Below are 22,024 nucleotides of genomic sequence, written 5' to 3'. Positions count from 1 at the left end.
ATTCTAGCGGGAATAGTGATAATCGGTACCGCGACGTGGTTGGAATGTTCTAGGCCATCCAACGTAGAGACCGTAATTTACTTCGTTACTATTGCGGCGGCCTTACTTACGGGCGCGGTTAAAAAGGAGGGCGAGTAGATGAACGTTCGGAAGAATATCACTGCTGTTCGTACACGTCGACTTTTTACAAGTTTGCGACCATCCAAGGCGACGTTACTATCCGTTGGTTCGAATCAGTTAACGGCTATTACTCGGAATCGGTCGATTTCGAATTATTGGAGGACGAGTAGATGAGGTACGTGTGCGCAGTCGTAGCACTAGTCGGATTTATAACGTGGTTAGATTGTTTTAAGCCGTCAATAATCGAGTCATTTACGGTGTTTCTAACTATTGAAGCAGCTATGTTGGCGGTCGTTTTCGCCGCACTGAAGGAGGAATCGCAATGAACGTAAATATTAAACGGCTATCAGCCGACGCAACTACGCCAACATACGCACACTCGACGGACGCCTGCTTCGATCTATATGCGGCGGCTGACGTCATTGTCGAGCCGGGCGAGACGGTGTTAGTGCCGACGGGCTTGGCGTTCGAGATTCCGCCGGGCTACGAAATGCAAATTCGACCGCGTTCGGGCATTACGTTAAAGACGCACCTTCGCGTTCAGCTAGGGACGGTAGATAGCGGATATGCGGGCGAGGTCGGCGTGATCGTGGATAATGCGACAATACTCGGCGCTAAGCATTTGGAGGCCGGACCTCATAGCGTATTTCACAAGCGTGCTTGGCACATCGACACCGCCGATGGGGAACGTATTCATCTTCCGAGTACAGTCTATTCAGGAACGTACAGTATCCGCAAAGGAGATCGCATAGCTCAAGCAGTCATCAAACCGGTAGAGCAAGCGACCTTTACGGTTGTGGATGCGCTGGAAGATACGGAGCGAGGCTCGGGAGGCTTCGGGAGCAGCGGGGTTAGTTAATGATTTACAACTATCTGACGGTCATAGGCAATAAGATAGTCAAACGACCGAGTTCTAGTCGAAGGTATTATTTAACCAAATGCATCTGCGGAACTGAAAAATGGATTCTTGCGCAAAATATTAAGAATGGAAGAACTAAAAGTTGCGGGTGTGTGAGTAGTGAATTAAAGAGGCTTGCGAGCACGAAACACGGTATGCATAGTACTAGAATTTATCAGATTTACGGGGATATGAAAGATAGGTGCTTAAATAGTAACAACCCAAGATTTCATAGATACGGAGGTAGGGGGATTAGTATTTGTAGTGACTGGCTAACTGGTTTCGAAACTTTTTATAAATGGGCTAGTGTAAACGGTTATCAAGATAACCTAACAATTGAACGGATCGATAACGACGGCAACTACTGTCCAGAAAATTGCAAATGGGCAACTATGGCGGAACAACTTAAAAATAGGGATACGAGGAGGATGGGTCTTGGCAGAAACAAAAATGTCAGTTGAATTAATGTTTCATACGCAATTAAGCGATAAATTTAAAGCGAAATTACAAAAGGCCTCCGACCAACTAACGGATATGACGGACGGAAAGATCCTCGCTTTAACAGCCATCCGTACTTGCTATAGCGCAAACAAACCGTCTGAAATCGCGATTAAAGAAGGCGCTAAATATTTTGGGTCGGCTGCATCGGATGGAACTTCCGGTTCTGACGCGGATAGACTTATTCGGCAGATTGTTGCGTCGAAACATACGTCTACTTTAGAAGGAATTACGTTCACCTTTGCGATCGAAGGCGTAAGCCGCGCCCTATTAGCGCAATTAACACGACACCGCGTCGGCTTTAGCTTCAGCGTCCAATCACAACGTTATGTGCGGATGGGTAGCGGTGATAGGTCAGGTGGTTTCGATTACGTCGTTCCGGAAAAGGTTATGGGCGATAAGACCGCAGTAGAGTGTGCTGATTACGACTTAACTGCGGAAGATGTTTTTGATGACGCAATGAAATACGCTCAGGAGAGCTACGATCTTTTGCGTAAAGCAGGCGTACCGGCAGAAGATGCACGCGCCGTCCTACCGCAAGCCGCCGCTACTAATCTCGTATTGACCGTTAACCTACGCGCTTTACTAGACTTCTACGCTAAGAGACGGAAGGGCAACGGCGCACAGGCGGAAATCGCCGACCTAGCCGAAGCGCTTCGCCGAGAAGTAGTCGAAGTCGAACCGTGGACTGCGCAATTCTTCGAGGGGGTGTCTGCATCGGTATAATGTCGACCATGACGCTTGCGTGCGGGTTACTTTGTACGCAGCAACCAGCGACGGAAAAGCCTGCGCCTATATTAACGGATGATCAAGCGGCCTTACAACGAGCCAATCAGCGCATCAAGACGTTAGAGGGCGAATTAAAGGCGCTGAAGAAGGCGGCGGCTAAGAAACCGTCGCCAAACGTAGTCAATCGCAAGAAGGCGCCGCCAAAACTAGCGCAAACATACGAAGTGACTGCGTATACAAACGGCGCCGAGTCTACGGGCAAGTCAGCCGGCCATTCCGACTACGGAGTAACAGCAAGCGGCGCGCGTACCAAAACGGGTCATACGATCGCCTGTCCGCCTTCATTGGCGTTCGGGACGCGGCTGAATATCGAAGGCATCGGCGTCAGGGTATGTGAAGATCGCGGCGGCGCAATTACGGAAGGTCATATCGATCTATACGTTGCGGGCGTGGGCGAGGCGAAAGCATTCGGACGACAGCGGCTAGAGGCGGAAATCATAACGAAATAAAATAGCGGAGGTTGCTCAGGTGGTTTATGACGGATTAACTGCGATCGTTGGCGCGAAAGTTGTTGAAGCAAGCGATCATTTAATAGTTTTCGATAACGGTATACGGATAGAATGCGAAGATATCGAAAGTTACCTAAATGTAGCGCAATACGAGGAGGCGGAATGATGACGGAAGAAAAGCGTACCATACACGTATTAAAGGACGAAAAGCTCGGTGTTGAGCGTGAATATGTTGCGGTGGATAGGAACGCGGAGGTTGGCGAGAAGATCGTAATTGTAGAGAAGAGCGGTAGTCAAGATCCGTATAATGAAGGCGATATTTTTACAGTAGATGCTCTTTCGGAATCGGATGATTGCGTACGAAGTGCTGAGGCCATTTCTGACTTCAGCCATAAGGGCACTATATTTCATACGGAATACCACGTACTCGAGCCGACCGACATCATCCACATTGACGGTGAGCGCTACCGTTTAGAAGATCGTAAGGCGGAAGCAGGCGAAAAAATTATCGTAACTAAAAGTTACGACATGCCGATCGGTCATATCAGCGTGGTGAAAGATATTGACGTCAGATATGACAATGGTTCTTGTTATTTGGAAGACGAACGCGGCGGAGAGGATTATTTCGACGGAGAAAGCGACCGGCTTCTCGTCCTCACTCCGGTTCAAGACGCTGCCGAGGCGCAAGAATCCGACGTCATCACCGTACTTGCCAATCTAGGCGCAGAGGTGGCGGAATTAAAGCGGAAAAACGAACAATTCGAAAAAGCTCTCGGATGGAACGAAATGGGGCCGGGGTATATTCCGGAGATTCGCAACGGACTATGCGAACTGAAATCGGTTGTATCTAATTACGAATCGGAGATCGGACGTATGCAAGCGGAAATCAACGCCCTCCACGAAGATAAAGTCCGTCTCGGCGAACAGCTCGCAAAGGTAACGGCTGATGATCCGAGAGCCTTGTCGTTTACTGCGGATGAGTTCGCGCAGATAATCGTAAGTCTATCGAGGGCCGGCCTATGAAACTCGCAATCACGGGTAAGCTAGGCGCCGGTAAAGACGTAGCCGTCGATTATCTCGTAGCCATGTACGAATTCTTTCCGTTCACATTTTCCGCAAAAGGTAAGGCGCTATTTTACGAGTTATTTCCGGAACTACGCGGCGACGCCAAACAGCGCCAGCCTATGCGTGATTTCATTAACGGAATCACCGAATTAGACGTACCTGGCGCAAAAGACGTATGGGTCGATTATCTGTTCCGCCGTATCAAAGACCACGAGAAACTGCGATGCTGCCGAGATAGCCGCATATTGATCACGGACATTCGGAAGCCTGCGGAGTATAAACGAGCCAAGGCGGGAGGTTTTAAGGTACTCCGTATTACTGCACCGGATGAACTACGTATCGAGCGTGCCAAACGGCGCGGCGACAAATTTAAGTCGGCTGACTTAGACCACCCGACAGAAACCGCGCTCGACCGGTTCGAAGTCGATTATGAGATCGTAAATGACGGCATGCTTGACGATTTATATGCGCGATTGGACGAAATTATGGCCGATCAGCTCAAAGAGAACGCGTAGGTACCTTTCGGGTAGGCTAGATGCGGCTGCTTAGACGTCTCGCCATCGCCAATCAAAAAGAGGCGCAACGGTAATTCACGTTCTTCGAGGCCAGCACCTTCTAAAACGTGTCGAGCACGCTTACTATACGCATCTTTATTGAAATTGAACGGCTGGACGTCCGCTTTAACCATTTCCGGCTTTGCAACGACTAGGCACGATTCATCTTTGTCGTAGCCGATCGTAAGTTGAAACGGCGTGTTTGGCGGTATACCAAGTAAAGCCCTAGCCGCAGCGTTAACATATATTCTTTTCTGACTATCCAACGTTATGTACGCGGTATTACTGACCGCGGAAATCCACTCTAATGCCATACGGATACACCTCTCTTATTATATAAGACGATTATAGTCGATTCACGGACGGAAAGCAAACGAAGGAGGCGGTATGATTGGGCGAATCAGTAACGGAGAAAATTAATCGTATATTTGGTATAGATGACTCGTATAAAGCTCCGTCAAGGCTTATGGAGATTTTGTTTGATCGAGAGCGTCGTGAGGAGGTGTTCCGACAATTCGTAGCGGACCCGGAACTTAATTTCACTGAGAAGGATGTGTTTCACGAATACTTTCAGGATGAGCATGCGGACAGAAAAACCAAGAAACAAGATTTTACTCCGCGTAGTGTGGCGGACCTGTTAGCGAGAGTTACTGACGGCGGACTTGAGTCGACTACTAGCTACGATGGGTGTGCGGGTACAGGCGGACTTACAATCGCAAAATGGCAATCTGATCGCATTAATCACTCACCGTTTGATTACAAGCCTTCGTGGTATTTCTATCACTGCGAAGAGATGAGCGATCGCGCAATACCTTTCCTGTTGTTTAATCTATTATTCCGAGGAATGAATGCCGTTGTCGTGCATTGCGACGTCCTGACTAGGAAAAGTAAAGGTGCGTTTTTTATTCAAAACGACCATGACGACTTTATGCATTTCTCAGCACTGAACGTACTTCCATATACCGACTTCACTGCGGAAGAGTTAGACGTGACTTGGGATGATGACTTAATCCCCTATGACGATCTCATCGAATCGACAGAGATCCCCGCCCATGTAATAAACCCAACGGAGTTCGGCGCAGTTAGCGCTGAAACTAAATTCCTTCATTTACTGTGCGGAATTGATGGGGAGGTGTCGTAATGGGCGCATCTACGAACAAGCCCGACCAGCACTTACGGTATGAAGCGCAGTATAAGCTCGACGGGCCCGACGGCGTCAAGGCACTTCTAGCCGAGTATACAACGTTAAGACAACGGCGTTTCTTGGGCGATATGGCTGCGTGTGATATTCTGATCGACCTGAGCCGCGCTATTGAATTGGCGGCTTTGACCGGAAAGCAATACGAAGCCCTGCGCTTGGTCTATTTCGATGACTTAACGCAAACACAGGCGGGCACGGCGCTAGGCATTACGCGACAAGCTGTAGACTTTGCGATTAATATGGCGGTAAATAAGATCGTCGACATTTATTACTACTGGGCGTCACACGGCGAAGGGTACGGAGCGACGAAAGGGGCGGTATGATGGCGGGCAAATTAACGAAGAAAGAAATCGAGCAATTACGCGATTATGTACGCTGGTGCTACGATACCATGAACCACCCGAGAATTTCACCGCGAGTATTATCGATACTACTGAATGCATATACGGAGGAGGGCGCCTAATTGACGAAGGATGATTTGCACGAAGCCATTACGGCTCTATACGAACGCACAAAAGCCGGCGCCTTAGAGCGCGAAGAACGAATCACAGAAATAGACGCTTTACTCTCGGCATATGACGGAACACCGCCCGAAAACGTACTGGAACGGTTGTCCGACTTAATCTTGTACGAAGAACTTTCGGACACGCGCCGCAATAAAATGTCGGCCGAAGAATACCCGATCATGTCCGAACGCATGGAAAAGACACGCAAGACGGGCGAAGCATCGGACAAGATGGCCGAGGAGTACGATATCACAGGCACTAATCGCGGCGTACCTAAACGAAGCACACGGTCTCCTTACGAGAACTTATTCACGGACCGGCACGCAAAAGCACGTAATAAGACGGCTCGCAAACGCTACAACGCTTTCGTCAATGGAAAGTCTAGCGGACAATTCACCGTAAATATAACAACCGGCATCAAAACGGTAAGATCAGACGCTCAATAGGCGTCTTTTGTTTTGCGATAAATACGAAAAGGGGCGTATATATGAATCAAAATAAACCGCGCATCATTGACGTTAACACAGGCGAAGACCTATCCGGTATCTACTCGTTAAGGCACCGGAATCAAGACGCTGCTTTCCGTCAGCAATTAAATAAAACGGAGGATAGACGCGAATTTACTAATGCGGAAATGCCGAATATAAACGAAGTATATGACGTCCTCACAACGGCTCAATGCGGATATTTAATGCTTTTGCAATGCTACGTTGATTACGGCGGTCTTTTAATCAAGTCTAGTCGTGATAAGACACCGATGGATACTTCGGACATGATGGACGTTCTTCAGCTTACGAAAAAGCGACAGACTTTCTACGATTTCATTTCGGCGGCTATCGAAAACGATATTATACGAAAAGATGGCGTGGGTTATTCCGTAAATGAACGTTATCATTTTAAAGGTAACTTCCGAAGTCCGCACGTTGTTAAAATCTATAGCGCCAAAATTAAACGGGTTTACAGCGAAGTCAAAGCGACCGACATCGGTCTGATATATCGTATGCTTCCGTATATTCATTTCGATACTAACGCTCTATGCGAGAATCCTAACGAATCTAATCCGAGAGCCATCCGTTGGTTCAGCCGAGCCGGTCTAGCTGCCGCGATAGGTGTCGTGCCAGACACGCTTGGCCGCCGTCTTAAAGCGATGAAATTCGGAAGCGAGTACGTTATAGCACGCGTTAAAGTCGGCAGTGAGCCGGAGCGCTACACGTTTAATCCAAACGTTTTCTATCGTCAATCTAAAGCGCCGGATAAAACGTTGATTGCGCTATTTAACGTTGAGAAGGTACGCTAAATAAACGAAAAGGACGCCTTAGAGGGCGTCTTTATTTTTGCGCTATATTCGTTTCGTCATGCCACATCTCGAACATTTACGGAGAAATACTCCGCCTTTGATCGAACTGTTAAACTTCGACGTATCGCAATTATCGCACCGTCCGCTCTTAACGTCGGGCATATCGCGTATGTCATAAACGACAGATACGTCATAATCGCCTGGCTGCGGTCTAGTCACGTCTTTCACCTCACAACCTACGTATTATAACGTATCTCGACGCCTATTTAAACAACTTACCGAAAGTCCTTCCGATGCCGCGGCGCATGATGCGTCCGCCTACGTCGTTTTTCTTCACCGCGTTTACGTCTCCCAAAAACCTAGCCCACCCGTACAAGAATCTGCGGAATTTCATATCGTCGTCCTCCTTCGTATTTTAATCGTCAATCACTTCGACTTTCTTATAGCCGGAGCCATCTTCGTACTGCTTTTTTGTATACTCTACGCTAATCCGATCGCCGGGATTAGCGTTAACTTTGTCGGGGTTGAAAGCGAAGCCGCCATCGTCTGCCGATACCGCGTAGTCTGCGCCTTCTACAATATATTCTCGCTGAACCGTTTCTTGCGCCGTTTCTGCTTCGAGCGCCATGTCGTCGGCAACGCGATAAGCTACGTCAACGTCGTCGTTTAGTTTAACCGCGTAAATTCCTAGTGCCGCGTTTCCTGCGATTGATATGCCGAGTATGGCCGTCATCCATTTCGTCTTTTTCATGTAAAAACCTCCTCGAATTTTTAACGATTTTAGTACGTCAGCTCCGTCTTAGTAGCGTCGTAATAGGCTGGGCTGGCCGACGTCTTATTTTATTAGCGATTTTACAGCGACCGTAAAGCCGAAAATGATTAATGTTGCGACGGCTGCGCAGTCTATCGGCTGCCATTTAGCGTAATCCGTGAACGCTATCCAGGCGACTAATACGATAATGAGCAACGTATCAAGCGTATTAATTTTGCGCATGTGTGGTATAATTGATTGAACCGGGGCTTAGCGCCCCGTCCGTTTACTTGCGACGTTTCTTCTTGGAGGGAGACCGTCGCTTTTTCTTTGCTTTCCGTTGCTTCTTCATTGCCGTGATTTCCATTGCGGTTTTGATGATCGCCAACCACGACGCAAGCAAGACGGATATTTTAGTAGCTAGTTCAATCAATTCGTGCACCTCCTTTCTGTACCTTTATTATACGATATCGTATAACGTATGTCAACGGATATTGCGAAATAATATTCGATATCGTATAATTACTTATATAAATACGGAGGTGGTGCGGATGGGCAAGCACATAAACGTTAGGCCGCGTCTGAAGGAATTAATGAAGGCGGATGGCTGGACGCAAACAAGACTTTCAGAAGCGTCGGGCGTTCCGCAGGGTTCTATCTCGCGGTTCGATTCGAATGGTCGGCACGAGGATTGGCAGGTCGTTGCGCTTATGAAAGCGGGCGGATGGAAGTACGAGGATCTATTCGAAATAGAGGACGAAGGCAAAGACGAGAAGTAGGGACGTTCAGGACGAGCGTCTCTTTTTTGCGTGCAGTTATCCGTATGAATATACGTTAACATGAATGTTAATACGCTATAGCAGAGATGTCAGGCCGTAGATACCTCCGTCTATTCTCAATTAGGTCGAGGTAACTGATAATCAATACGACTTCATTCGTACAAAAACGCCAAAAGTACGACTTTATTCGTACAAGAGAAAACGGGGTTGGCGCTTAGAGCCACGTGGGATACAGCGTTTTGAGGTCGGAAATTACTTCTTATCTTCTAAATCTTAAACCTAGTGATCCTCCGCTACGCTCCGTCTCACATATACGCAATATGTATAATGAATGAATAACGGCGGTTTATTAATTGCGGACGAGGCGGAGCCGAGGTCGCTATCACTTAAGTAACTACGGAAAGGACAACGTTAATAAGACGGACATATAAACGATGAATATTCGTCTCCATTGCGTAGATATACTTGCGTAACGTACGTATATGCTGTCTTACGTTATAGAAGGACGTAAATGAACGTAACATACTAACGGCAGGGATACCGTAGTCAAGACGATAGGCAGCGATTGATAAGCCGAATAGGGTACCGTCTTGCAGCCGCTATGTAACGGCAGGCACAGACGGTGTATATAATATAGTACGAAGGCGGACGGCAGGGTGACGGTGAGGGACAGGCGAAGACATCCGCAACCAAGCAGCCGCCTCTACCGGACGAGGCCTTCCGAAACTCGAGGGGTCAGAAGCCGAAGCCAATCCGTTTATGCACGATCCTATACATACCGGCCGGCATAGGTAGCCCGCACGGATGGCGGCATGGCGGGGCTGGTGCGATGCATAAAGTTCATTCGTTTCGTTGCGTCGGTCTAACGGCATCCGACTGCGATGCATCAACGTTCGTCATCAATGCGAATGTAACAGAAAGTCTTTTTGTTACTTTCGTTATGCAACGTTATGAATGCGTTATTCAATAATAATCGCGAAAAAGAGACGAAGCCGCCCGCCCCCAAGCGCCCCAAACGAAAACGCGGAATCTAGTGAACAAAACTTGCGCACAATTTTTTAAACTCGGGGTGTTAATCGTCTACCCGTACGTAGACATACGTTATGCTGCGAATCGCGCGGTCGTAGCTATCCGAAGTTTCTCGGAGCGGGTGGAGGGTTAACACGCTAATTAAACGTAGAGGAGACGTTCGAATGAGACGCTATAAAATCGTTCCATCAGACGTAAGCTTCAAATTGCCGTATCGGTTCGATTTTGATCGACTGAAATACACGGCAGGATACGGATTTCATCTGACGGCTTCGGATGCGTTGTTCATGTGGGATATGCATTTAATAACGAGAAGGAGGTCGCTAGGGTGACGTCATTCATGGACGGATGCATTCGTATCGCGGAAAATCGCTACTTAACGAGAGAAACTAGCGAAATGGTTCGTATCTTTCTAGGCGTTGAGCGACCGGAAGACTTAACGCAATTAGACGGCTATGAAATTAAGCAGGAAACTTTCGTAGATCCAAACGGACTTACGTGGGGAACGAGTAACTATCGGCTTATTGCGAAAAGTGCGGAAACGCAGCCGCAAGAAATTCCATTATGTCCGGATGAGCCGGGCGTGTTCTATTTCGAGACGGTGACTTTACGAGGAGGCGATCGCTCTTGACCACGCTACCTACTTTCGCCACCTGCGACGCATGCAATCAACGGACCGCCATCGCATTAAAAGAACGCACCGTCCGAAAAGGCCTCGTCGAAACGTACTTTGAATGCATCGTCTGCGGCACGCATTACCCGACCGCGATTACAAACAGCGCGATACGAACGAAAATAGAAACGCTTAAGCAATTACGTCTTACGGACGGATCAGAACCGGCTTCAATCGACGCGTTAAAAGCGGAAATCGACGCCGATATGAAAGTATTGCGGAAACGATACGGACTAGCACAATGATTTTAACAGGTAAAATGCACGAAATTAGACGTTTTGGTATCCGACTAGGGTATTCGTAAGGGTAGACGGTGAAAAGCGTTAATTTCGTGTTATTTTTAAAGATGCGGTGGCGAAATAGGTAGACGCTTATCATGTGCGAAAGCATAGGAGAATCGGGAGTGAACCCGCTAAAAACTCGTGAGTCAGAAAGCTCGGCTGACATGCGAGGTGCAAATCCTCGTCCGCATATTCTTACGCGACTAAGGATTCTCCGCCGGCGGGGACGTAAAATACGTGCCGGAAAGCGTGTAATAATGTCGCAATCAGAACGAGGCTTCCGGTCAGCGCCGGAGGTCTTTTTGTGCTTGCGTTCAAATGCGCAGCAATAAAACGGACAAAGGGGATGACGTGAATGGCGGAAAACAAACGCGAATCAGTCGGCAATTTAAACGTAAAGGTAGAAGTAGATGTTTCGAAAGCTATTAAAGGACTAAAAGCGGTCCAGCGCGCAGCAAAAGACGCGGCGAAGGCGTTAGCTGAACTAGACGCGGCGATGAGAGGGTATGAAAAGACGCCAAATAATCGCAGAAAAGGCGGCTGTGGAACTGTAGAATCACCGTATGCGCTCGACTGGCGTCGGGTCGGCGTAGATTTTTCGGAATAAATAAAAGCACCACGATCTAAATCGCGATGCTTTCGTATGCGTCCGAAATTTCATCGGCAGTGATACCGATGTATTTTAACGTATCTTTTTCGGAAGAGTGTCCGAGTATAGCCATGATCCGGTCGACTGCGATATCCATTTCATATAAACGGTAGCCGAACGTCTTACGCAACGTATGAGTACCGATGTTGCCGATCTTTTTAGCGATCTCGGCGCGCTCGGCTGCCTCGTTTAGAATACGGTAGGCTTGAACGCGGCTGATCGGCTTGGCGCCCTTTCGGCTGGCAAATACGTAGTCATCGTCGGCTCCTTCGAGTTCATTGACGAGCTTTTTGACGGATGTCGAAAACGTAATGACACGCGTTTTTTTGCGCTTGGCTTCGGTTATTTTAAGAGACGTTTGGCCGCGAAGATCGCCGACCTTAAGCGAAAGTAAATCGGAGATTCTCAGCCCAAAAGCCGTCCCTAATTGCAATAACAGACGGTCGCGCCCCGGTTTGAGGGCGTTTTTTAATTTATTGAAATCACGTTTACTTTTGATCGGGTTCACTTCGTTAGCCATACGTCTTCACTCCAATGTACTTTAATTATTTTTAAGTTACATTCATTATACGATAACGAATACGGTAAGTCAACGGCAAATAGACGGAAGGAGGACGATACCTTGGCGTATATAAACGGCAAGTTTTTAGAACGTGAAGAAAGACAGGCGCGGATAGAGGCCGTCACGGAGCGGCTGAAGAAGTTACGCGACATTATCAAAGCTGGAAAACACTCGGACTACCATGTCGATCTTATGCGGAAAGACCGCGACGAACTCACCAAACTAAAACGGGTACACCGTGCCGAGGTCGATATGCTCTATTTCTTCTACGAATATTTTTCGGAAGCAAGAAACCAAGGAAATCCGGATAACCTCGTGCCGACGACCGCGGTAGACATGGACGACGCGCCGAATTTCCACGCCAAGTTATCGTCGATCCTCGACTCGGTATCTAACCGAAATAAAACGGCTCGTATCGCTTGGGCGGCTTCGAGGGGACATGCAAAGTCGGCGTATCTATCGAATGCCTATCCGGTGCGTGAAATCGTGTATAAAAAGCGACGCATGATCTTGATTATTTCGGAAACGAACGCCGGATCGATCAAATTCATTAAATGGGTCGCGGGACAGCTTAAGTACAATCAAAAGCTACGCGAAGACTTTGGCGAGGTCCTGTACGAACAAAAGACGCGCAACGAAAAGGATTCCGAGACGGCTTTTATAACAACGACCGGAATCAAAATGGAAGCGACATCGCTCGGAACTCAGATTCGGGGATTCCGTAATGGTTCGCAACGACCAGATCTAGTCTTGTTAGACGACTTAGAATCGTTAGACTCGAACAATACGCCCGAATTGCGACAAAAGGCGAAGGATTGGCTCAACCAAGACCTTATGCCAGCGGGTGATCCTACGAAAACCGCATTTATTTTCATGGGAACACTTGTACACTTCGATAGTTTGCTGAACTACGTACTGCAAGAACGTCGCGACTTCATTAAAAACAGTTTTCCGGCGATCATCAAGCCGCCGAAGAGGACCGACCTATGGGCTGAATTTGAACGTATATACAAAGAGTACGTACCAAGCGATGAAGAAGTCGAGGAAATGATGCAAGCAGAATCGGAAGACTCAATGTCTACGCCGAATGCGCGTGCAGCTATCCGTTTCTATGAAGAACATAAAGCGGAGATGGACGAAGGTGCCGAAGTTTTATGGCCGGGTCGCTTTCCTTTGCCTGCGCTGATGATCGAAAAGGTCAATATCGGCACAAAGGCGTTCAATACCGAATTTATGAATAATCCAATCGACGAGGATTCGCAGCTATTCAAGCCGGAATTCTTTTCGTATTGGACGGATTTTAAACTTAATCGTAAAGACTACGCCGTTTATATGGGAATAGATTTCGCAATGGGTAAAGAACGCGGAGACTTCTCGGCAATCGTGACAATCGCAAAACATAAAAAGACCGGAAAGATTTACGTCATTGACGCTTACGGAGAACGAATACATCCCGATAAGTTTCTGCGCAGGATTGTGGAGAAGGTTATCGAGTACCTACCCGATCGAATAGCGGCAGAGTCTCAAATGGCGCAAGAGTTCTTCATTGATACGCTGAAACGCGAGTTGGTAGTACAAGGATACCCGGCTGGATCGCGCGTCACAAAAATAAATCAACGATCGCGGAAAGAACTCCGTATCGAAGCACTCATGCCGCAGATCGAAAAAGGTGAGATCGAATTTCACCGCAGTCAAACGCTCTTACTCGAGCAGTTTGAGCGGTACGGCTCGAATTGGCACGATGACCTACCGGATGCGTTAGAAATGGCGGTGAGTGTCAGCAAGCGAGCGAAAACGATGCTTCAGGAGAAGCCAAAATTTATGTAACGAAAGGGGGACGTTAAATGTCGAGAATTAAGCAGCTAGAGGCGCAATTGTCGTTTGAGAAGCGGAAAGCCGCCCAGGCCTGCGCTTTGAATGAAATTATGCCGGAAGGCGGCGAGAAGAAAACGCAGGAGCAACTCGCAGAAGAACTAGGGATGTCGCGAATGGGGTTGTATCGATGGCGAACGCAGGATTCCGCGTTCATTGAATACATGAATTTACTTGCGGATGACATGCTTTCTAGTCACAGGTCGGAAGTATACGGTCAATTAATGAAGCTGATCAAGGGTCCGCAACCATCCGTTAAAGCGATTGATTTATTCATGAAACGATACGGACTGCTTACCGAAAAGCAAATTATTACCGACAACACAACAACCGACGAGTCAGTCGATGATATTCAAAATGAAGCGGATAAGTTAGACGCACTTCTAAAGGAGGAATAAGCGATGGGTTTTACGGACTTATTTAAGCACCGCAACCACGAACCCGACGACGGATCGCATACGAAAACGTATAGCATCATCCGCCCCGGCGCGCAGTTTCCTCCGGTTGATTCAATTGAACGGCTAGCGAAATATCGGCGCATGAAAAAGCTGTTTGAAGGACGACAGCGAGACGTTTATGAGCGTGCAACCGAGGTGCTCAAAGACTCGCCACAAGCCGAGCAATTAAAGAAGCTATATATCGCGGTCAATCTTGCCGACATTCTCGTAACTAAGCCGGCTGACCTTCTCGTAGGCGAACCGGTTCAATTCGAAAGTGGGCTACCCGACGACAGCGAGGAACAAAAAGCGCTGAATCGCTACGTAGAGGAAAACGACATTAATCAACTTCTTCACGAAAGCGCAACGGCTAACGGATTTCGCGGTGATTCATGGTTTAAGGTACGGTACGGATACCGCCAAGACTTTTCGGAAGTTGAGAAACTCGGCTTATCTGTGCCGGCAGATGCCGAAATGGAAGCGATCATTGAACACGTTAGCGCTGGCGCAGTCTTTCCGGAGTTTAGCGCCGGAAACGTCAAGAAGCTAAAAGCGGTCAACATTGCGCAAGTTGAGTGGGTCGAGACGGAGAAGACGGAGATTCCGTTTTTAAACGTAGAACGACACATACCCGGCTATATTCTGTACTCGAAACATCGTTTGAATGAAAACGGAGTTGATACGTCAACTGGCACGCCGGTACCTGTATTTAAGATAGGTGATCAATTGCCGACAGGTCGCGAAGAAGATATCGAGGAAACGCATCTACCACATATCCCGGTCTTTCATGTTCCATACAAGTCGATTGACGACGAGTTCTTCGGAATTGGCGGACTAGAAAAGCTAGAAACGACCTTTGCTGCGATTAACGATCGATTAGTACAGATCGATTATATTCTATGGAAACACAGCGATCCTACAGCGTATGGGCCTGAAATTCAAGATGACGGCGATACAGTAAAATTCGGCGGAGCTTATATTCCAGTAACAAAAGACGATCCGACGCCGGGATATATGGTATGGCAAGCGCAACTGGACGCGGCTTTTAAGGAACTCGATGTCTTATTTAGTAGCGTATTTATGCAATCAGAAACACCGCAGTGGCTTTTTGGGACTGTAATGTCGGGAGATAACTCCGGAGGAACGGGAACGTCTCATACAGACGGCGCCGCAATTAAAGCACGCTTTATGCCGATTCTTTCGAAGGTAAAACGAATAAGAGCGCACTATGATAGAGCGATCCGAGACGCGCTGTGGACGTGTATGCTTTTAGAGAAGGCGGTCAAACGTATTAAAATCGACGAGGCTGTGTATCCGCGCGCTGTTTGGAACGATGGTATTCCGCAGAATGAAAAAGAGTGGGCGGAGATCATGCAGATCAGAACGGCGGGTAAACCGACACTTGACGTAAGGAGCGCAATCAAGGCGATGGATGACGTTGACGACGAAAAGGCGGATGAAATTATGCGCCGCATTGAAGAAGACGAAACTTCCGCAAATGGCTTTGTAGATGCGTCGATCTTTAATGAGACGGAAGCGACGTCGAAACCTAAGGACGATGAGTAATGGCGAAAGTACCAGCACCTAAATACGATTACCAAACGAAGCAGCTTGCCGGCTATTATCGAACCGCCATAAAAGACATCCTCTCCGAACTCGATCGCGTCGATATTTCTGATTTCCGACGAGCCAATGCGCTTGCTACACTTCAGTCGATCAGCCGTATTTTAGCCGACCTCGATACAAAGTCGGCGCGGTGGGTCAGTGAGAACGTGCCTATTGCTGCGAGAGAAGGCGTAATAAATACGCTGGTTTCACTTAAGATTGCGGAATCAGTTGAACAAGCGGCTCTTATCGTAAAGTTCAACGAGTTAAACGAAGCAATGGTCGCGGCAGCTATTGCGGACACACAAGCGGACCTTTTAGCGGTCACGCAGAATGTAGACCGGAAAACAAAATCCGCAGTCAGGCGCGCCGTTTCCGACTCTATCAAGTACAACATGGCGTCGGGTACAAACGGAAGACGGACGATAAGAGACGACATAAAAAAGCGACTCAAAGAATCCGTCATGACCGGAATCGTCGACGCAAAAGGACGGCGCTGGAAGCCGGAAGTATACGCCGACATGGTGACCCGAACGAAAATGATGCAGACATACCGCGAAGCAACGAGCAATGAAGCCGTTAGTCGCGGTGTTTTGTATGCGCAAATATCATCGCACGGGGCTTCGGATTACTGCCGTTTTCACGAAGGCGAGATCATGAAACTTACGATAGATGCGCCGGGTCCTTATTTAACATACGACGAATTGCAAGCGACGGGTGAGATATTTCATCCGCGGTGTAAGCACGTATATTCGCCGATCAGAAGCGAAGATTTATTGTCCGAACGTTAAGACGTTAAACTAAACGGCTGTTTTATCTAATAGGCGACGGCCTTAAAACGGTTGGAGGACGATATGTTTGTAAAACGATTTATGCCGTTATTTGACGCAGATGATCAAGCAGGCGGGGGTCAGGCGGAAGAACAAACGCCAACGCAACCAAGCGAGGATCAGCCGAAGAAAATCGAGCTTACGCAGGAAGAGTTTGACGAGAAGATTACGTCTCGCGTTAAACGCGCTGTCTCTAAATACGCAGACTATGACGCTTTAAAAGAGAAGCTAAGCGCGTATGAAAAAGCGGAGCAAGAAAAGGCAGACGCAGAACTGACGGAACTCGACCGCATCAAAAAGGAACTCGAAGCGAAATCGGAGGCGGAACAGTCTCTTGCGAAGCAGATCGAGGATCTTAAAAAAGCGGACGAACAAAACAAAGTTACGAACGAGTTTATTAAGGTTGCTACGGCTCACGGCATCGCTTATATTGATGACGCATTACGTCTCGCAGACTTATCGGAAGTTAAGGTCGAGGAGGGTAAAGTGCACGGAATAGAAGGTGTTGTTCGGGAGATCGTTGACAATAAACCTTACCTGATTAAATCCACTCAAAATAGTAAGCCAATAGGCCAACCTACAAATGGAGGAGGATCGGGTGGAGAAATCAAGACATTAGAAGCTCAGTTAACTACTGCGAAAAAGGAAAAAAACTTTTCAAAGGTTGTTGAGCTTTCTAACAAACTAAAGAGTCTACTAAATAACTAGGGGGAAACTAAATGTTAAAGAGTTATGATTTTAAGGATCAAGTACGTCAGTTGGACGCGGGAATCGAGCTAATTCTGCAAGACGAGCCGACTCTTTTAGGGCTTGTGGGACTAAATGGTGAGGCTCTCTTCCAAACTAAATTCGAGTGGATGTCAGATCGTTTAAACTCGAACTTAGCAACGATTAAAGAAGTGGGGGCAGACGGTAAGATTACTGTCGCAGAAGATGACGGATCTAAGTTCCGTAAAGACGCTATCGTTGTTGTCGGGGAGGAATATCTTAAAGTTACCGACGTTTCGGGAGATGTGCTGACAGTTATTCGAGGATTCGACGGCACTACTCAGGAAACGCTAAAAGCGGGCTCTGAATTGCGAATTGTTTCACGCCCGCAAAACGAAGGTGCAGGCGTAGGTATGGACGAGGGGCACGACCGCTATGTTGATTACAACTTCACGCAGATCATCGAAAGATATGCGGCAGTTTCCAACACACAACAAGCTGTTAGAACACACAACGTAACGGATGAACTCAACTACCAAGTGCAACTAAGACTGAAAGAAATGGCGCGCGAGTTCAACGATTGGTTGATTTATGGACGTAGAATCGACGGTAAGCCACGTATGACTGGCGGCCTTTTAAACTTCGCTAATCTTAAAGGATCAGCAAAAGCGAATTTAGAAGGAAAAGAAGTAGAAGCTAAAGATATTAACGCATTGATGGAGCAAGTATATCTCCGAGGCGGTTCTGTGAATACAATCTTAACGAATACAGCGGGTGCTCGTCAGATTTCCAAAATGGCGACAGACACTATCCGAACTGAACGTACAGACGCAGCTACTGGCCACAGAATCAGCACGTTTGTTTCGGACATGGTTGGCGGCGGTGTCGCTACGGTCATTGTTGACCCTAACTTCCCGAAAGATAAGATCGCTTTGTTCGACCGAAGCATCCTTTCGTTACATCCTTTAACTGGACGTTCTGTATACGATACAGACGCAAGTGTTCCGGGCGCAGACTTTGTTGCAAGACAGATTCGCGGGGAATACGGAATCAAAGTTAAAAACGCTAACGAAAAAATTGCGATTCTTGAAAACATCGCGACGACTGTATCTTAATCGGCGGGCTTAATTGCCCGTCTTTTATTTTTGAAAGGAGGAAATACATTTGGCGATAACGGAGAGTCAAAAACAACGACTAAACGAGTCAATGCCTATTGCGAATGAGTTGAAATTGGGTGACATTATACAAAACCTTCAATCTTCTGAAGGCGGGTCATTAGTTATTGAGGATGGCACAATTAAAAATAGGCATATTGGGGATGGAGCTGTAAACTCTCGAACCATCGGAAAGGGCAGTGTTTTTCTCGATAATCTTAATACGGAAGTCAAGACGATTTTAGACGATTATCGAAGTCGTTTGGAGGCGTTAGAGGGAAAGGGGTCTAGCTAATGGTTGTATATAAAGCGACACCTTTTTATATGATCGGAAGTTCTCAAAAGATTGTATTTGACCACAACGGAACGTATGAGACGGACGACCCGGACGAGATCGAGCTACTAGACGGATTGTGCCCGAAGTGGGTTACGTGTATAAAAACGGAGGATAAACCGAAGTCGGCGCCAGCTAAAAAGCCCGCCCGTAAGTCCTCCGCAAAATAACAGGAGGTGGGGCGATTGGCGGCTACAGTCGAAGGCGCAAACGACTACATTAACACGTTTTTAGTAGATACCGAGGATTGGATCGACGCAGATGAGGAGAAGAAGAGTCGGCTATTAAACCGAGCTTCTTCGACTTTGACGCGCGTCTTTTCTAAGTACATCATACCCGACAAAGCAGTTTACGAGTTTGTTAACGTCCTAGCGATCGCGTACAACGATACGAACCGACTGAACAAGCACGGTATTTCTTCGTTCTCGATCACCGGAGTCGGCTCGTTTAACTATAAGGACACATTGCGAGTGGAAGACGAAGACTTGATTCCGAAAGAATCGATCGTAGCTATAGAAGAAGAAAACGACGTCAAATTCGGCGGCAAGCGAATCAGAAGGACGGTGCTGTAAATGGCGATGTTTCCAATGCGCCAAACTATTATGGTGAAGCGCCCATCTGACGAGCTAGACCGTTGGGGAAATCCGATAAATGAAGCCGAAGAATTTACGCTTAAATGCCGCATCGATGAAGGATCGACCGTAGTCAAGGCGCGCAACAATGGCGTCGTTAAATCCGAAGAGGCCGTCGCATCGGCTCGTATTCTATTAGATCGCCTAGCTGACGTGCGCTATACCGACGTAATCTCTTATACGAATGAACTCGGAGAAACAATGGAAAAGAGACCGAAGGAAATCAACGTTAAGAGACACATCGATGGTAAAGCGCTATTGACGGAGGTGTATCTATGAGTTTTACGTTTGATGCGAGTAGTTTCATAACCGGCATTAACAACGCAAGTCGAAGCGCCCTAGAAAGCGCCGCGCAGGCGTTAGGTGATTCCGGCGACGATCTCGGTAGAATTGCGCAGAACATCGCGCCGATCGACAAAGGAACCTTACGCGCGAGTATCAAGAAAAACTACAAACTCGCGAAGGGCAAGGCGGTCGTAGACGTTTCTTTCCGAGCAGTAGAAGGCGGATTCAACTACGCGATATGGACCCACGAAATGGACTACAACCTCGGACCAGCATCGCAAGCGGCAGGCGGCATTGACGGATACGAGGTCGGCAACAAATATCTCGAACGTCCGTTAAAAGGAAACGCCGAGAAATACGTACGCTGGATCGCTGAAGGCGTTCGTAGGGGGCTGATCTAATGCGTGTAGGTGAACTTATCGATTTCATTGAGTCGAAAGTTGACGGAAAATATTACGTAAATAAATTTCCGGTAGATAGTAAAGGCGCCGCAATCTCGGTCAAGTTGACGGGAGGATTTCCGACGTCTAAGTATACCGGACTAAAGCGGCCGTCCTTTCAAATACTCGTGCGCGGCGAAGCTAGAGACGGCGCAGGCACGGAAGACAAAGCGTTCGAATTATACGATGCGCTTACGAATCTGTCCGAAGTACAGGTCGGCGAAAGCTCAATCGTACAAATGCGCTGCAATAACTCGGCGCCGCTGTATTTAGGAGACGACGAATCTGATCGTCCGATATACTCATTAAATTTCGATTGCGTAGAGCGTCCTTAGGGGCGCTTTTTCTTTTGCGCAAATATAAAAGGAGGAAAATAGATGGCAGCAGGAATTAGAGGAATTAACGTTCCTATCGGTCCGGCGATCGTCGAATATGGCGAGGGTGCTGATATGGTCTCGTTCGGCATTACGAAAGGCGGTATCGTCTTTAAGGTGGAGACATCAATTCAAGATACAACTGTCGATCAGTACGGAGACACTCCGGTTAAGTCGACAATAAAAGGTCGTAATGCTGAAGTTACAGTGCCTTTCGCGCTTCACGATTTAGAAAAGTTAGCGGCAGCGATGCCTAATAGTAAGCTAATTAAGGATAATACGAATCCCGAAAAAATGAAGTTGGAGGTATCAGGAAAAGCAGGCTTTGATATGCTTTCGGCGGCTAAACCGCTAGTCATTAAACCGACGGCTCCTGGTACGACTCCAAATGACTACATCACGGTTCCACTTGCGGGAGCTATGTCAGATCCGGAGTACACATATAACTCAGACGATGAGCGTATCGCGAATCTGACGTTTAAAGCCTATCCGGACACAGACAACGACGGCCTTTTATACGTTATGGGCGACGAATCAGCGGAATAACAACGGAAGGCATCGCTTAGCGGCGGTGTCTTTTTATTTAGAAAGGAGGTTGCGCAATGAGCTTATTTGGTATCGGTACGAAAAAGGTATCAAGCGAACTTACACTCGGCGATAAAACGGTACAAATTCCAAAGTTGACGCCGGTCAAATGGAAGGCGCTATTCGAGGTGGTCGATCGTCTACCGCACTTATTTATCACGGTTTTAAGCACAAGCGGACAGGACGACTTCGCTTCTACATTAGTTGCGGCGGCTAAGTTGGCAATGGATGAAGTCGCTAAAATTGTCTCGGTTCTTTCCGGTCTTGACGAAGACTACATTCTCGAAAATGTCGGGACCGACGAAATCATCGATTTTCTAATCGCGGTAGTTGAAAAGAACCGTTTGCAATCCGTAGCAAAAAACCTGAAAAGCCTTCTTCCGAAAGCACCGACAGAGTAAAGTATCCGGATGAAGGCGAGTACACAATCGATGACTACTTAATAGATGCGGCGGTATTGCTCGGGGTCACTCAGCGACAGATCGAAAACGATTACTACATGGTCGATATTCCGAAATTCCTACGTGCAAAGACGAAGTCTAACGCGATTGAACGGCTTTCTATGATATCGACACTCGTCGGCACTGAAGGGCGCGCTATGGAAGACGAGGATTATCAACGCATGTTAAAAGACCTTCGAAAACAAGCCGGCTATGTGGAACGTGAC

General features: G+C 47.6%; 32 protein-coding genes and 1 pseudogene. 28 read left to right on the top strand and 5 right to left on the bottom strand.

What is annotated here, in order from left to right; genetic code table 11:
• Window positions 1-158: 158 nt before the first annotated feature.
• The 6 genes and pseudogenes from CKW02_RS20805 to CKW02_RS15020 form a co-directional block, all read left to right on the top strand.
• Window positions 159-290, top strand: a pseudogene (locus CKW02_RS20805) (DUF7448 domain-containing protein); the annotation flags it as partial.
• Window positions 291-442: 152 nt separating this feature from the next.
• Complete coding sequence (locus tag CKW02_RS15045) at window positions 443-979, top strand: dUTP diphosphatase (RefSeq protein ID WP_003212610.1); 537 nt, start codon at window positions 443-445, stop codon at window positions 977-979.
• A 489-nt stretch (window positions 980-1,468) separates the two neighbouring features.
• Window positions 1,469-2,242: an FAD-dependent thymidylate synthase gene (gene thyX / locus CKW02_RS15035; RefSeq protein ID WP_034620166.1), complete on the top strand. Its 774-nt coding sequence runs from the start codon at window positions 1,469-1,471 to the stop codon at window positions 2,240-2,242.
• Window positions 2,242-2,754, top strand: a complete 513-nt coding sequence (locus tag CKW02_RS15030; RefSeq protein ID WP_003212888.1) for a 3D domain-containing protein — start codon at window positions 2,242-2,244, stop codon at window positions 2,752-2,754. The genes thyX and CKW02_RS15030 overlap by 1 nt, the downstream gene beginning before the upstream one ends.
• A 165-nt stretch (window positions 2,755-2,919) precedes the next feature.
• Complete coding sequence (locus CKW02_RS15025; RefSeq protein WP_034620094.1) at window positions 2,920-3,777, top strand: hypothetical protein; 858 nt, start codon at window positions 2,920-2,922, stop codon at window positions 3,775-3,777.
• Window positions 3,774-4,334, top strand: a complete 561-nt coding sequence (locus CKW02_RS15020; RefSeq protein ID WP_034620093.1) for a nucleoside/nucleotide kinase family protein — start codon at window positions 3,774-3,776, stop codon at window positions 4,332-4,334. Before CKW02_RS15025 ends, CKW02_RS15020 begins: the two co-directional genes overlap by 4 nt.
• Here CKW02_RS15020 and CKW02_RS15015 read toward each other — a convergent pair.
• Entirely contained in the window at window positions 4,313-4,687 is a 375-nt protein-coding gene (locus CKW02_RS15015; RefSeq protein ID WP_034620092.1) for a hypothetical protein, read from the bottom strand. The genes CKW02_RS15020 and CKW02_RS15015 overlap by 22 nt on opposite strands.
• Window positions 4,688-4,764: 77 nt before the next feature.
• Between CKW02_RS15015 and CKW02_RS15010 the strand changes: the two genes are divergently transcribed.
• The 4 genes from CKW02_RS15010 (at window position 4,765) to CKW02_RS14995 (ending at window position 7,377) form a co-directional block, all read left to right on the top strand.
• On the top strand, window positions 4,765-5,514 hold the full coding sequence (locus CKW02_RS15010) for an N-6 DNA methylase (RefSeq protein WP_003213638.1): 750 nt from the start codon (window positions 4,765-4,767) through the stop codon (window positions 5,512-5,514).
• Entirely contained in the window at window positions 5,514-5,897 is a 384-nt protein-coding gene (locus CKW02_RS15005) for a sigma factor-like helix-turn-helix DNA-binding protein (RefSeq protein ID WP_003212850.1), read from the top strand. Before CKW02_RS15010 ends, CKW02_RS15005 begins: the two co-directional genes overlap by 1 nt.
• A gap of 140 nt (window positions 5,898-6,037) precedes the next feature.
• Window positions 6,038-6,526: a hypothetical protein gene (locus tag CKW02_RS15000; RefSeq protein WP_003213448.1), complete on the top strand. Its 489-nt coding sequence runs from the start codon at window positions 6,038-6,040 to the stop codon at window positions 6,524-6,526.
• A gap of 41 nt (window positions 6,527-6,567) precedes the next feature.
• Entirely contained in the window at window positions 6,568-7,377 is an 810-nt protein-coding gene (locus CKW02_RS14995; RefSeq protein ID WP_003213262.1) for a hypothetical protein, read from the top strand.
• A gap of 42 nt (window positions 7,378-7,419) precedes the next feature.
• Here CKW02_RS14995 and CKW02_RS20505 read toward each other — a convergent pair whose 3' ends face one another.
• From CKW02_RS20505 to CKW02_RS20330, 3 genes are all read right to left on the bottom strand, one after another.
• Window positions 7,420-7,596, bottom strand: a complete 177-nt coding sequence (locus CKW02_RS20505; RefSeq protein WP_372706097.1) for a DUF8096 family protein — start codon at window positions 7,594-7,596, stop codon at window positions 7,420-7,422.
• 196 nt (window positions 7,597-7,792) lie between these two features.
• Window positions 7,793-8,128 (bottom strand): hypothetical protein, encoded by a 336-nt coding sequence (locus CKW02_RS14985; RefSeq protein ID WP_003212973.1) that lies wholly within the window; start codon window positions 8,126-8,128, stop codon window positions 7,793-7,795.
• A 286-nt stretch (window positions 8,129-8,414) separates the two neighbouring features.
• Window positions 8,415-8,561: a hypothetical protein gene (locus tag CKW02_RS20330; protein ID WP_169901767.1), complete on the bottom strand. Its 147-nt coding sequence runs from the start codon at window positions 8,559-8,561 to the stop codon at window positions 8,415-8,417.
• A 118-nt stretch (window positions 8,562-8,679) separates the two neighbouring features.
• Between CKW02_RS20330 and CKW02_RS14980 the strand changes: the two genes are divergently transcribed.
• From CKW02_RS14980 to CKW02_RS14965, 5 genes are all read left to right on the top strand, one after another.
• Window positions 8,680-8,907 (top strand): helix-turn-helix domain-containing protein, encoded by a 228-nt coding sequence (locus CKW02_RS14980; RefSeq protein WP_003213475.1) that lies wholly within the window; start codon window positions 8,680-8,682, stop codon window positions 8,905-8,907.
• A 1,193-nt stretch (window positions 8,908-10,100) separates the two neighbouring features.
• Window positions 10,101-10,268 carry a hypothetical protein gene (locus CKW02_RS20170; RefSeq protein ID WP_155114459.1) on the top strand — a complete coding sequence of 56 codons (168 nt, stop codon included), beginning with the start codon at window positions 10,101-10,103 and terminating at the stop codon, window positions 10,266-10,268.
• Complete coding sequence (locus CKW02_RS14975; RefSeq protein ID WP_003212657.1) at window positions 10,265-10,567, top strand: hypothetical protein; 303 nt, start codon at window positions 10,265-10,267, stop codon at window positions 10,565-10,567. The genes CKW02_RS20170 and CKW02_RS14975 overlap by 4 nt, the downstream gene beginning before the upstream one ends.
• Complete coding sequence (locus CKW02_RS14970) at window positions 10,564-10,854, top strand: hypothetical protein (RefSeq protein WP_034620090.1); 291 nt, start codon at window positions 10,564-10,566, stop codon at window positions 10,852-10,854. The genes CKW02_RS14975 and CKW02_RS14970 overlap by 4 nt, the downstream gene beginning before the upstream one ends.
• 391 nt (window positions 10,855-11,245) lie before the next feature.
• Complete coding sequence (locus CKW02_RS14965) at window positions 11,246-11,497, top strand: hypothetical protein (RefSeq protein ID WP_003213042.1); 252 nt, start codon at window positions 11,246-11,248, stop codon at window positions 11,495-11,497.
• Window positions 11,498-11,513: 16 nt separating this feature from the next.
• Here CKW02_RS14965 and CKW02_RS14960 read toward each other — a convergent pair whose 3' ends face one another.
• Window positions 11,514-12,059 (bottom strand): tyrosine-type recombinase/integrase, encoded by a 546-nt coding sequence (locus CKW02_RS14960; protein ID WP_003213737.1) that lies wholly within the window; start codon window positions 12,057-12,059, stop codon window positions 11,514-11,516.
• A gap of 102 nt (window positions 12,060-12,161) precedes the next feature.
• Here CKW02_RS14960 and terL point away from each other — a divergent pair, with 102 nt between their 5' ends.
• The 13 genes from terL (at window position 12,162) to CKW02_RS14890 (ending at window position 21,758) form a co-directional block, all read left to right on the top strand.
• Complete coding sequence (gene terL, locus CKW02_RS14955) at window positions 12,162-13,928, top strand: phage terminase large subunit (protein ID WP_003212832.1); 1,767 nt, start codon at window positions 12,162-12,164, stop codon at window positions 13,926-13,928.
• Between the two features lie 17 nt (window positions 13,929-13,945).
• Window positions 13,946-14,371 carry a phBC6A51 family helix-turn-helix protein gene (locus tag CKW02_RS14950; protein WP_003213159.1) on the top strand — a complete coding sequence of 142 codons (426 nt, stop codon included), beginning with the start codon at window positions 13,946-13,948 and terminating at the stop codon, window positions 14,369-14,371.
• A gap of 3 nt (window positions 14,372-14,374) precedes the next feature.
• Window positions 14,375-15,976 carry a phage portal protein gene (locus CKW02_RS14945; protein WP_003213158.1) on the top strand — a complete coding sequence of 534 codons (1,602 nt, stop codon included), beginning with the start codon at window positions 14,375-14,377 and terminating at the stop codon, window positions 15,974-15,976.
• Window positions 15,976-16,806 (top strand): phage minor capsid protein, encoded by an 831-nt coding sequence (locus CKW02_RS14940; RefSeq protein ID WP_003213404.1) that lies wholly within the window; start codon window positions 15,976-15,978, stop codon window positions 16,804-16,806. Before CKW02_RS14945 ends, CKW02_RS14940 begins: the two co-directional genes overlap by 1 nt.
• Before the next feature lie 63 nt (window positions 16,807-16,869).
• Entirely contained in the window at window positions 16,870-17,553 is a 684-nt protein-coding gene (locus CKW02_RS14935; RefSeq protein ID WP_003213372.1) for a phage scaffolding protein, read from the top strand.
• 11 nt (window positions 17,554-17,564) lie between these two features.
• Window positions 17,565-18,668 carry an SU10 major capsid protein gene (locus CKW02_RS14930; protein ID WP_003212730.1) on the top strand — a complete coding sequence of 368 codons (1,104 nt, stop codon included), beginning with the start codon at window positions 17,565-17,567 and terminating at the stop codon, window positions 18,666-18,668.
• Between the two features lie 49 nt (window positions 18,669-18,717).
• Window positions 18,718-19,002 carry a hypothetical protein gene (locus CKW02_RS14925; protein ID WP_003213702.1) on the top strand — a complete coding sequence of 95 codons (285 nt, stop codon included), beginning with the start codon at window positions 18,718-18,720 and terminating at the stop codon, window positions 19,000-19,002.
• A 224-nt stretch (window positions 19,003-19,226) separates the two neighbouring features.
• Entirely contained in the window at window positions 19,227-19,613 is a 387-nt protein-coding gene (locus CKW02_RS14915) for a hypothetical protein (protein WP_003212887.1), read from the top strand.
• Complete coding sequence (locus CKW02_RS14910; RefSeq protein WP_003212696.1) at window positions 19,614-19,952, top strand: hypothetical protein; 339 nt, start codon at window positions 19,614-19,616, stop codon at window positions 19,950-19,952.
• Window positions 19,949-20,359, top strand: coding sequence for a hypothetical protein (locus CKW02_RS14905; RefSeq protein WP_003213235.1), 411 nt, complete (start codon window positions 19,949-19,951; stop codon window positions 20,357-20,359). Before CKW02_RS14910 ends, CKW02_RS14905 begins: the two co-directional genes overlap by 4 nt.
• Window positions 20,359-20,733, top strand: a complete 375-nt coding sequence (locus tag CKW02_RS14900) for a minor capsid protein (protein WP_034620088.1) — start codon at window positions 20,359-20,361, stop codon at window positions 20,731-20,733. The genes CKW02_RS14905 and CKW02_RS14900 overlap by 1 nt, the downstream gene beginning before the upstream one ends.
• Before the next feature lie 42 nt (window positions 20,734-20,775).
• Complete coding sequence (locus CKW02_RS14895; RefSeq protein ID WP_003212975.1) at window positions 20,776-21,318, top strand: hypothetical protein; 543 nt, start codon at window positions 20,776-20,778, stop codon at window positions 21,316-21,318.
• Between the two features lie 56 nt (window positions 21,319-21,374).
• Entirely contained in the window at window positions 21,375-21,758 is a 384-nt protein-coding gene (locus tag CKW02_RS14890; protein ID WP_003213152.1) for a hypothetical protein, read from the top strand.
• Window positions 21,759-22,024 lie beyond the last annotated feature (266 nt).

The sequence above is a fragment of the Bacillus pumilus genome (assembly GCF_900186955.1).
Classification (GTDB): Bacteria; Bacillota; Bacilli; order Bacillales; family Bacillaceae; genus Bacillus; species Bacillus pumilus.
This window is presented reverse-complemented; position numbering and strand designations above follow the sequence as displayed.